Genomic DNA, 9,852 nt, shown 5'->3' with positions numbered 1-9,852 from the left:
ATTGCTGGTGTTTGTGAAATTATGTTTGTTCTATTTTTAAAGTTATCTAATAATTTTTCAAAACTTATGCCCAGTATAGGATTTATTATTTTTTCAGGGTTTAGTTTCTTTTTTATGAGTAAGGCTGCTAAATCTTTAGGTATTGGTATTACCTATGCTATGTGGACAGGGATTGGAGCGGTAGGTTCACTATTATTAAGTTATTGGTTATTTCAGGAACATTTAAATATCAAACAAATAGTATTTGTAGCTCTTTTAATTTTTTCAATGGTTGGTCTAAAACTAAGCTCATAAAAGTTTTTAATTGCTTAATTAGTATTAAATATATACAATTACTGTTAAGTAGGATTGTAGAAACTAAGGTAAGATATGGAAAAGCAGTGGCAAAAGAAAAATTAGAACAAAAGTATAATAACTTTTATTGCTTAAAGGATCATTCTTTAGTTGCTCATAAACTAACCTTATTAAGAGATAAAAATACTGCTCCTAAGGAATTTAGGGAAGTTTTAGAGGAAGTAACCTTTATTCTAGCAGCAGATGCTGCTAGACATATCCAAGCTACCAAAAAAATGATTGAAACACCGTTAGCTACTTTTGATGGTGTAAGAATTAATCCTACTACTATAATTCCGATTATTAGAGCTGGGATTGGAATGATTAATCCTCTACTAAAATTATTACCAGATACTAAATTAGGATTTATGGGGTTATCTAGGAATCATGATACTCTAAAACCTTTTGAGTATTATATGAATATTCCTAAAATATGTGAAAATACGACGGTATTTGTTTTAGATCCTATGCTTGCTACGGGAAATACTATGGAATATACTCTTAATTATTTAAAACAAGGCGTTTATAAGCAAATAATAGTGTTATCGATACTTGTTACCCCACATGCACTGGAACTTATCTTTAAGACAATACCTGATATTATTGTTTATGCGGCAGGAATTGATACTGAGTTAAATTCTAAGGGGTATATTATACCAGGATTAGGAGATGCAGGGGATAGAATTTTTAATACACTTTAATTACAAAATTAACCAGTGTAAAAGTAGTAATTCTCTTAAATGGTAAGCTTTAAGTTATTAATCTTAGAACTTGCTAAGGAACCAATAATATTTAAGATATCAAAAGGTCTAGAAAATGGAGGAGAGTAGGCAAAATCTAAATTAGCTAGTTCAGTAATCTTCAGCTTTGTATCTATTGCTACCGATAAGGCATGCATTCTAAGAACGGCATCGTTTTTACCAATAATTTGTGCTCCTAATAATTCTAATGAAGTATTATCATAAATAACTTTTACTTCTATAAGTTCTTGATTAGGATAATAATTAGTATGGTTATAATCTTTAATGAGTAAAATTTTATAACTTAATTTTAAAGCCTGTGCTTGAGACTCTAAAATACCGCAACGTGCTAATTCTAAGTTTAAAACTTTTATAGAGGCAGAGCCTAAAGTACCATTAAAAGTAGTATTTTTACCACTAATATGATCTGCTATTGTTTTACCTAATTTATTAGCAGTAGTAGCTAAGGGAATATAAGTATTTTGTTTACTAACTTTATGGAAGACACTAGCACAATCTCCGGCGGCATAAATATCGTCTATATTGGTTTGGCCAAATTTATTAATAATAATTGCTTGATTACTTAATTTATTAAATTGAAGGTTATTCAAGAAACCGGTATTAGGAATTACACCTACTGCTTGTATTATTAAATCTGTCTTAATTACCCGGTTTTGGGTTTTTAACTGAGTAACAGAGGTAGAGCCTATAAATTCTTGTACTTGTTCATTTAAATATAAAGTAATATTATTCTCTAAGAGTTCTTTATTTAATAAGGCTACAAATTCAGGATCAAAACTTTGTTTTAATAATTGGTTAGAGGATTCAATTAGGGTAATATTTTTAGTTTTATCAAAATGTTTAATTATATCAAGCATTTCTAGCCCAATATACCCACCACCGATGATACTAATATTTTTAATTTTAGGTTGTGTGATTAAAATTTTTAATGCCAAAGCATCTTCTAGGGTTTTTAAGGAATAAATGTTCTGAAGCTTTTCCTTTTTACGTTCTTCGTGCTTAAACTCCTTATTCTTAAGCCTTTTTACCACAAGATTTTTTTCAGGGATTGAGGATATTCTAGCACTAGAACCTGTAGTAATTACTAATTTATCGTAATTCTCTTCTATAATCTCATTACTTTCTAAATTTTTAATAATCACTATTTTCCGTAGGGAGTCTACTTTTAGAACACTATGCAGAGTATAAACTGCAATTCCCTGTTGTACAAATTCTGCTTTAGTTCTGGCTATCATTAAATCAGGATCTGTAAAGAAATTTCCTATAAAATAAGGTAATCCGCAATTGCCAAAAGAAACAATATTAGATTGCTCGTACACACTGACTAAAAAATCAGGATTATTTCTTTTCAGTTTAGTAGCACAACTCATACCCGCTGCGTTGCCTCCTAAAATTAGTATCTTCATAGAAAAATTTCCTACAATCCTTTTGAATTAAATTTTTGTAAAAGTAAATTTATTAACTTAAACTACCTATAAAAAATTAAAGGTGAGTAAAATCACTTTTTTCATTATCATTAGATTCTAATATAGTTTTATCATGGGAATCTAAAAACTTAGCAGTAGTTAAACTTGCCACTACTCCTGCATTAACGTTAACCGCGGTTCTACCCATATCAATAATAGGGTCAACAGCAATAAAAATTGCTATTATACCTACCGGTAATCCTAAGGTGGGCAACACAATTAAAGTAGCAAAAATTGCTCCTCCGCCAACTCCTGCAACCCCAAAAGAACTAACTAAAATTACAAACAAAGCGTAGAATAAAAATTGTGGCTCTAAAGGGTTTATTCCTACAGATAAAGCTCCTATATAGACTAATATTGCCGGATAAATCCCAGAACAAGCATTTTGTGCCATCATAGATGACAAAGAGGAAGAGATTGTAGCTAAAAAATGAGGTATACCTAGCTTTTTAGTTTGTGTTTCTATATTGAGAGGAATTGAGGCCAATGAGGATCTAGCTGAAAAAGCAAAAGCCAATAGCGGCACAACTTTTTTAAAATAGTTTAAAACATTAGTTTTAGTAAGTAGTAATAATATAATATGTACTCCTAGCATTAAAAACATAGCAAAATAACCGGCACTTAGAAAACGTCCTAGTCCGAGGATTTGTTCAGTATTAGAGATTGCTATGGTATGTGCTAACAGAGCTGTAATTCCATAAGGAGTAAGCCGTAAAATTAGGGTGACTAAACGTATTACTATTTCATAGAGGGCAAGTACTAAAGACTTAAATATTTCTGCTTGCTCGGGATGTTTCTTTTTTACCCCCAGATAAGAAACCCCGATTAACATCATAAAAATAACTACTGATATAGTTGAAGTAGGTCTTGAACCAGTAAAATCTAAGAAAGGATTAGTAGGAATAAAATTTAAAATAGTCCCTATAATAGAAGTATCTTTATGGTCTAAGCGTTTATGTAAATCAAAATTTGGGTCTACTACAAAATTAGTAATATTTAGATTAAATAAATAGGCTGAGAAAACACCAATTAATGCTCCTACTGTTGTAGTAATTAAGAGAATAATCAGAATTAAAGAACCGGCTTTTGTGAATAATTTACCATCTTCTACTTTTGTAAAAGTTGTTAGAACTGCTACCATAATTATTGGATATACTATCATTTTTAATAAGAAAATATAACCTGTTCCCACTAATTGGTAGTAATATAAGGTAGTGAAAATTTGCTCACTTGAGTTAAAAATTTTTAAATAAACTCCTAACAACACCCCTAAAAAAAGAGCTATAAATGATCTCTTATTAAACGAGATATAACGTTTTTGTAAAAAATACAAAAAAGCCAATAATAATAATAGAATACAGATATTAATAAAAACCATATTTTGTTTCCTAAGCTAGAAATTTGTAAAATAAAACTAGTAAATGTTTAATACAATAAATTATTGCTATAAAAAAAAATATTTGCAAGAGCATTATTTTATAATGTGATAGTAAGGGCTTGAATATTTACAACTATGTTTTGTGTAAGAATATTTAGAGATTAGGATAAAATTCTTTTAAGGCTGTAAGTATTGTGTTATATGGATGTTTTTCTATAAAACCGCTAGAAAACTTTGTACATATAATCTTCTAACAATTACATTGATCTAAATTTTTTATAGTTATATAATTTAAACACTGTAACTGAAATGCTGAAAAATATTGTATTTATTAAGCTTTAGAGTAATAGATTGAGAATAAAATGTTAATAGTATATGCATCAAAAACCGGTAATATAAATCGTTTTATTAAGAAAACTGCTTTAAACAAAGTAGAAAGAATCGTATTAGGAACTGAAGAGATTAAAGAGCCTTTTATTTTACTTACATATACCACGGGAAGCGGTTGTATTCCAATTGAAGTAGCAGAGTTTTTAAAGCAGAATTCTACATATCTAAAGGCAGTAATCGGGAGTGGGAATAGAAGTTGGGGAATAACCTTTTGTAGAGCTGCTAAACTACTCTCAGAACAATATAAGGTTCCTCTCCTAATGACCTTTGAATTATCCGGCAGAGAGACTGATGTAGAAAAATTTTTAACAACAGTCAATAATTTTAACTAATAATTAAATGAAATATGAAATACTAAAATGAAGAGGGTCCTTGCATTGAGATATTTAGAACTAAATAGCCAAATTGTTAATAAAAAAGATGGTTTCTTCCAAATAGAAAAAGACCAAGAAGCCCTAGTGGTATTTTTAGAAGAGGTTAAACATAATAGTATGATTTTTAGTGATGCTAATACTAAAATGCATTACTTGGTAGATAATGGATTTTATGAAAATTTTTATGAAACCTATTCAGAAGCACAAATTAGTGAAATTAACCAAATAATTTACGGTTATAATTTCAGATTTGCCTCATATATGAGTGCTTCAAAATTTTATCGTGATTATGCTTTAAAAACCAATGATAAATCCTTATATTTAGAACATTATGAAGACCGTATAATAGCAGTAAGTTTATACTTAGCTGATGGTAATTTTAAGAAAGCAGTTGCTTTAGCTAAATCTATGATTGCTCAATATTTTCAACCAGCAACTCCTACTTTTTTAAATGCCGGAAAAAAAAGAAGAGGGGAAATGATCTCTTGTTTCTTATTAGAAATGGATGATTCTCTTAATAGTATTACCTTTAATATTGCTACATCCATGTATTTATCTAAAATTGGGGGTGGAGTTGCTCTTAATTTATCAAAATTAAGATCTAGGGGTGAACCTATTAAAGAAATTGATAATGCTGCTAAAGGAGTAGTACCAGTAATGAAATTACTTGAAGATTCCTTTAATTATGCTGATCAAATGGGTCAGAGAAAAGGGGCAGGGGCTGCTTACTTAAATGTCTTTCATTTTGATATAGAAGAATTCTTAGATACTAAAAAAATTAATGCTGATGAAAAAAGTCGTATTCAAACACTATCTTTAGGTATTACAGTACCGGATAAATTTTTTGATTTAGCAAAAAAGAATGAAGATTTTTACGTGTTTGCTCCTTATAGTGTGTATAAAAACTTCGGGCAACACTTAGATGATATGAATATTAATGAAATGTATGATATTTTAGTAGCTCATCCTGATGTAGTTAAAAAGAAATTAAATGCTAGAGAATTATTAGTAAGTATTGCTAAAACCCAGTTTGAGTCCGGATATCCTTATTTAATATATTTAGATAATGCTAATAAAGTTAATCCTCTTAAGGAAATTGGTAAAATTAAAATGTCTAATCTTTGTACTGAAATTTACCAAATTCAAAAAACCTCAGAAATTAACGATTATGAACATGCAGATAATATTGGTTACGATATTTGCTGTGTGTTGGGTTCTTTAAACATTGTAAATGTTATGGAACATAGGGCGATAGAAGAGGCAGTCTCTACAGGAATGGACGCTCTAACAGCGGTTAGTGAGTTATCTAACCTTAGTAATGCTCCCAGTATTAATAAAGCTAATAAAAATTTTCGCTCAGTAGGACTTGGAGCTATGAATCTACATGGGTTTTTTGCCAAAAATTTAATTCCTTATGAAAGTCTTGAAGCTAATGATTTTGCATCTACGTTTTTTATGATAGTAAATTATTATTCTCTAAAACGGAGTATGGAAATTGCTAAAGAAACTAAAAGTATCTTTAGAGGTTTTGAGAAATCTGAGTATAAAAACGGTAATTATTTTAAGATATATTTAGAAGAAGATTTTTCTCCTAAAACTCAAAAAATTCAAGAGATTTTTGCCGGTATGTTTATTCCTAGCTTGGATGATTGGAACGAGCTAAAGACAGCAGTGCAAGAACATGGGCTTTATCATGCTTATAGGCTCTCTATTGCTCCAACTCAGAGCATTTCTTATATACAAAATTCTACTTCTTCAATTATGCCGGTTGTAGATGTGGTAGAAACTAGAACTTACGGAAACTCTACTTCATATTATCCAATGCCTTATTTAAGTCAAGATAATATCTTTTTATATAAATCTGCATATAATATGGATATGACTAAACTAATAGATTTAGTGGCAAATATTCAAAGGCATGTAGACCAAGGGATTAGTACTATTTTATATGTTACTAACCAAACCACAACCAAAGAGTTAGTTCGTCTGTATCTTTATGCTCATCATAAAGGCTTAAAAGCATTATATTATACTAGAACTAAAAATCTTACTATTGAGGAGTGTTTAGCTTGTGTTGTTTAAAATACTAGGTATACTTCCTACCAGCTACAGTGAGTTAAATGAGTTATTCTACTAAAATATCTTGTTAAATTACAAGTTAAAGCTGACTAAATTAAATACTGTAATTTAAGATTAACAAAATTAGTTTTTATTTCTTCATTTCTCTAATGGGTGTAGAAGACTTCCATAGAGAAAGTATTTACCAATAGATAATGTACTCTTAATTTTACATTAAATTTACTATGAGAATATTTATCATCTTGTAACAGTAGTCTATTAACAATAGCATTATTCAAAGCAATTTTAGTAGTAGAATGTTTTTTATTTAATTTATTTATCATAAGAAATATCCAAAACAGGTAAAATATCATGATTGTGTTCTGTATTATCAAAAGTCATGTGAGTTCCTATTCTGATACCTGATAGTTCTATAAAATCATAACTATTAGATTTATTAATATCTAGGGTTGTGCCATGTTCTATTTCTTTATAAGAACTTTGTTTATAGTTTTTATAGGCTCCTCTTACATAAGGTTTTAGTACTGTTTTAGTACTATTACTTTCTCAGTAATAAAACCACCCTCAAGCATTGCTACTTGAGTTTTATTTTTTAAGGTAATTTCAATATTATAGGGAAGGGGTTGAGGGGTTCTTGTGGTATCAATAATGATATCTTTATTAAAAATTAGAATCTTTACCACATCTGCTAAGCTAGTACTGGTAAGAATAAGATTAATTTTAGGAGTAGCTAACACCCAAATTTTTGGTGATGTCAATGAAATTTTTCCAATTTGTAGCACCGTTACGATCTTAATAATCTTTTAGTATCTATATTTATATCATGTTTTTCTCAAGGAATTGCCAGATGCAAGTTTAAATTGTAAAAGAAAATTATAATAATAAGTTGTAAAATTAACAAAAGACCCTTCATTAAGGGTTATCAGTATTAATATTTATAATTTAGTATCTTATACACTATATAGTTGTATTTTTATATATGCAAGAAAAATTAGGTAATTATACACTTGACAGAACTAAATATTTAATTTTAATGATTAAATAAGCTGCCTTGAATAGCTTCTCTATATGTTTTTACTTTTAAAAGAGATGGTGGAACATTTAAAACGATGCCATTTAGAATCTGTTCTGCTGTATAAATTTGTATAGTATCGTATGTATTTTGTACTGGTAAGTTCATATCTATTTGATAGTGAATTTTAGGAGATTTTGCTATATCTTCAAGCATATTAAAAGATGGGTCTTTATCTAAGATTAAAACACCTATATCAGCTTTAAAGTCTTGCATGGTACCCTTTAACTCTCTTATCATAACTGGTGAACATTGTTCTCCTGTTTTTACACTAAATACTACTTTGCCCCAAATATCTTTTTTATTTTTATCTAACCCTAAATGAATAGTTAATTCTCCATCTACACCTTTATCACCGCTTTTTTTCTTATTGGGGATTCCCCCTAGTTCTTTTACTAAGAAGTCTTGCTTTTCAAAGGCGTTCAATTTTTGATACTCATCCCATGTTCTAGGTTTTAGTACTTCCTTATAATAAATTTCTCTTAACCCTGCATCTTTTATTCTTTTATCTATAACATCAATTGCAAAGGTGCTAACATCAATCCCTATCCAATTCTTTTTAAGTTGTATGCAAGCGTCTATAGTAGTTCCGCAACCACAGAAAGGATCTAATACAACTCCATCTTCGGGGCATGATGCTTTTACAATTCTTTCTAATAAGGCTCTTGGTTTTTGTGTTGGATAACCTAATCTTTCTTTAGCTATAGCATTTAAAGAAGGTATATCTATCCACCAATCATTAGGAATTTTGCCTTCATCTAAATAATATTTATAATATTTAGCTTCTCCTTTAGAATTTTTAGTGCCATATACTAGTCTATATTTTCTACCATCAGAATCTGTTTCTAATCTACCTCCAAAGCTAGATTTACCAGCTTTCATTTCAACTCTTACTTTTGTGCCATCAAAAAAAGTGTTATTAGAAATCCCATAGCTAAGAATAGTATCATGCTTTTTAGCAAAATATTTTTTTGATCGTCCAGCAGTATCATAACACCACACTATTTCATTTCTAAAATTTTCACTACCAAAAATACCATCCATTATAACTTTTAAATAATGGCTTGCCGTAGGGTCGCAATGTAGATAAATAGAACCTGTTTCTTTTAAAACACCTTTCATTAAGATTAATCTTTCTGTCATATATAAAAGATAGTTTAAAAGCTTTTGATTGTTGTAAGTGCTATTACTTAAACTCTCTAACCATATCAGTAAGAAATCTTTTACAGAATCATCTATCAAAGATTGGTTATATAGATTTAGCTTAAACTCTTCAAACATTAATTGAGTTTGGGAAGTTGGAGTCCACATATCACTAAATGCTTTTTGCTGAGCAGTAATTTTACTATTTGGGCTTTTATAGGTTAGATTATATACAGCGTTGCTGTTAAAAGGAGGGTCTAAATATATTAAATCTACTGTAATATTTTGTGATATTAGTTTTTGTAATACTTCCTTACAGTCTCCACAATAAAGTCTATTTTGCATAAAACACCTTTATTGTAGAAGTTATAAGCTTAATTAAGCTATTTTCAGTTAAAAAGCCACAAAAATGGGGGGGGGGTAACAAGTGTTGTTATATTACAATTGATTATTGCTTTATTAAAAGATTGTTTTTCTAACATAACTATCCAATTAATTCTTTATATTGTAATTTTTTGCCAAACATAGATTTTAAAGCTAGTTCTAATCTATCAAAATCAGATTCTTTTCTATTATTATACCTAAAAATAAAACTATTGATATATTTTTGTAAATGCTTGGCACTAATTTGATGATGGATTCCATAAATTCTGCGTTTAAATAAACTAAACACACCCTCTATACTGTTAGTATAAATATTGCCTTTAACATACTCTCCTTTATTATGTGTAACAATATTTCTATTTTTATAACCGCTATATAAAGTACTTTCATCTGTATGTAAATTACTTTGGTTATAATCTATATAAGTATCTAATATTGGTTTAATATTTTTAATATTTCTTTTATTAACATA

General features: G+C 29.0%; 10 protein-coding genes. 4 read left to right on the top strand and 6 right to left on the bottom strand.

Annotated elements, in window-relative coordinates; all coding sequences use genetic code 11:
* Positions 1 to 294, top strand: a 294-nt coding sequence (locus tag ACQCX0_RS03110) for a DMT family transporter (RefSeq protein WP_462562707.1), incomplete at its 5' end; no start/stop codon positions are given.
* Positions 295 to 380: 86 nt separating this feature from the next.
* Positions 381 to 1,034, top strand: coding sequence for a uracil phosphoribosyltransferase (upp, locus tag ACQCX0_RS03105; RefSeq protein WP_462562706.1), 654 nt, complete (start codon positions 381 to 383; stop codon positions 1,032 to 1,034).
* Positions 1,035 to 1,069: 35 nt separating this feature from the next.
* Here upp and ACQCX0_RS03100 read toward each other — a convergent pair whose 3' ends face one another.
* Both ACQCX0_RS03100 and ACQCX0_RS03095 read right to left on the bottom strand, forming a co-directional pair.
* Positions 1,070 to 2,500 (bottom strand): CoA-disulfide reductase, encoded by a 1,431-nt coding sequence (locus ACQCX0_RS03100; RefSeq protein WP_462562705.1) that lies wholly within the window; start codon positions 2,498 to 2,500, stop codon positions 1,070 to 1,072.
* 76 nt (positions 2,501 to 2,576) lie between these two features.
* Entirely contained in the window at positions 2,577 to 3,938 is a 1,362-nt protein-coding gene (locus tag ACQCX0_RS03095) for a cation:dicarboxylate symporter family transporter (RefSeq protein ID WP_462562704.1), read from the bottom strand.
* Between the two features lie 362 nt (positions 3,939 to 4,300).
* Here ACQCX0_RS03095 and nrdI point away from each other — a divergent pair, with 362 nt between their 5' ends.
* On the top strand, positions 4,301 to 4,660 hold the full coding sequence (nrdI, locus tag ACQCX0_RS03090) for a class Ib ribonucleoside-diphosphate reductase assembly flavoprotein NrdI (RefSeq protein WP_462562703.1): 360 nt from the start codon (positions 4,301 to 4,303) through the stop codon (positions 4,658 to 4,660).
* 27 nt (positions 4,661 to 4,687) lie between these two features.
* Complete coding sequence (gene nrdE, locus ACQCX0_RS03085) at positions 4,688 to 6,784, top strand: class 1b ribonucleoside-diphosphate reductase subunit alpha (RefSeq protein WP_462562702.1); 2,097 nt, start codon at positions 4,688 to 4,690, stop codon at positions 6,782 to 6,784.
* Between the two features lie 143 nt (positions 6,785 to 6,927).
* Here nrdE and ACQCX0_RS03080 read toward each other — a convergent pair whose 3' ends face one another.
* From ACQCX0_RS03080 to ACQCX0_RS03065, 4 genes are all read right to left on the bottom strand, one after another.
* Positions 6,928 to 7,104, bottom strand: coding sequence for a hypothetical protein (locus tag ACQCX0_RS03080; protein WP_462562701.1), 177 nt, complete (start codon positions 7,102 to 7,104; stop codon positions 6,928 to 6,930).
* 195 nt (positions 7,105 to 7,299) lie between these two features.
* The gene (locus ACQCX0_RS03075; RefSeq protein WP_462562700.1) at positions 7,300 to 7,539 is read right to left on the bottom strand and encodes a hypothetical protein; all 240 of its coding nucleotides are present in this window, start codon (positions 7,537 to 7,539) and stop codon (positions 7,300 to 7,302) included.
* 272 nt (positions 7,540 to 7,811) lie between these two features.
* On the bottom strand, positions 7,812 to 9,341 hold the full coding sequence (locus tag ACQCX0_RS03070) for a DNA methyltransferase (protein ID WP_462562699.1): 1,530 nt from the start codon (positions 9,339 to 9,341) through the stop codon (positions 7,812 to 7,814).
* Positions 9,342 to 9,480: 139 nt separating this feature from the next.
* Positions 9,481 to 9,834: a transposase gene (locus tag ACQCX0_RS03065; protein ID WP_465029872.1), complete on the bottom strand. Its 354-nt coding sequence runs from the start codon at positions 9,832 to 9,834 to the stop codon at positions 9,481 to 9,483.
* Positions 9,835 to 9,852 lie beyond the last annotated feature (18 nt).

It is taken from the genome of Candidatus Hepatincolaceae symbiont of Strigamia maritima, from assembly GCF_055505085.1.
Note: the sequence above shows the minus strand (reverse complement) of the source record. Positions and strands in the feature narration are given on the sequence as shown.